Below are 231 nucleotides of genomic sequence, written 5' to 3' on the forward strand. Positions count from 1 at the left end.
TTACATAAGTAATCCGCAGCGCTCTAAACCATTACTTTCACAGAATGAATGGGACTATTGGTATGACGGCAAAATCGCAAACACTGATTTACTAGAAACAAATGGTAATATTGCGGTTAGAAAAGGCGAACAAAGAAATGGTGGAAGTTACACTAAACGCTTCAGTAATGTTGCAGTATGGAATACCGTTATGCCAACCTACGACTACAGTTTACAAAAGTGGTATGAGTT

The 231-nt window shown here is 38.1% G+C and carries 1 protein-coding gene; it reads left to right on the forward strand.

Annotated elements, in window-relative coordinates:
- A partial coding sequence (locus AC0CH8_RS19205) for a hypothetical protein (protein ID WP_465241246.1) occupies nucleotides 1-231 on the forward strand: 231 nt, incomplete at both ends.

Source organism: Sphingomonas sp. AC435 (assembly GCF_979253005.1).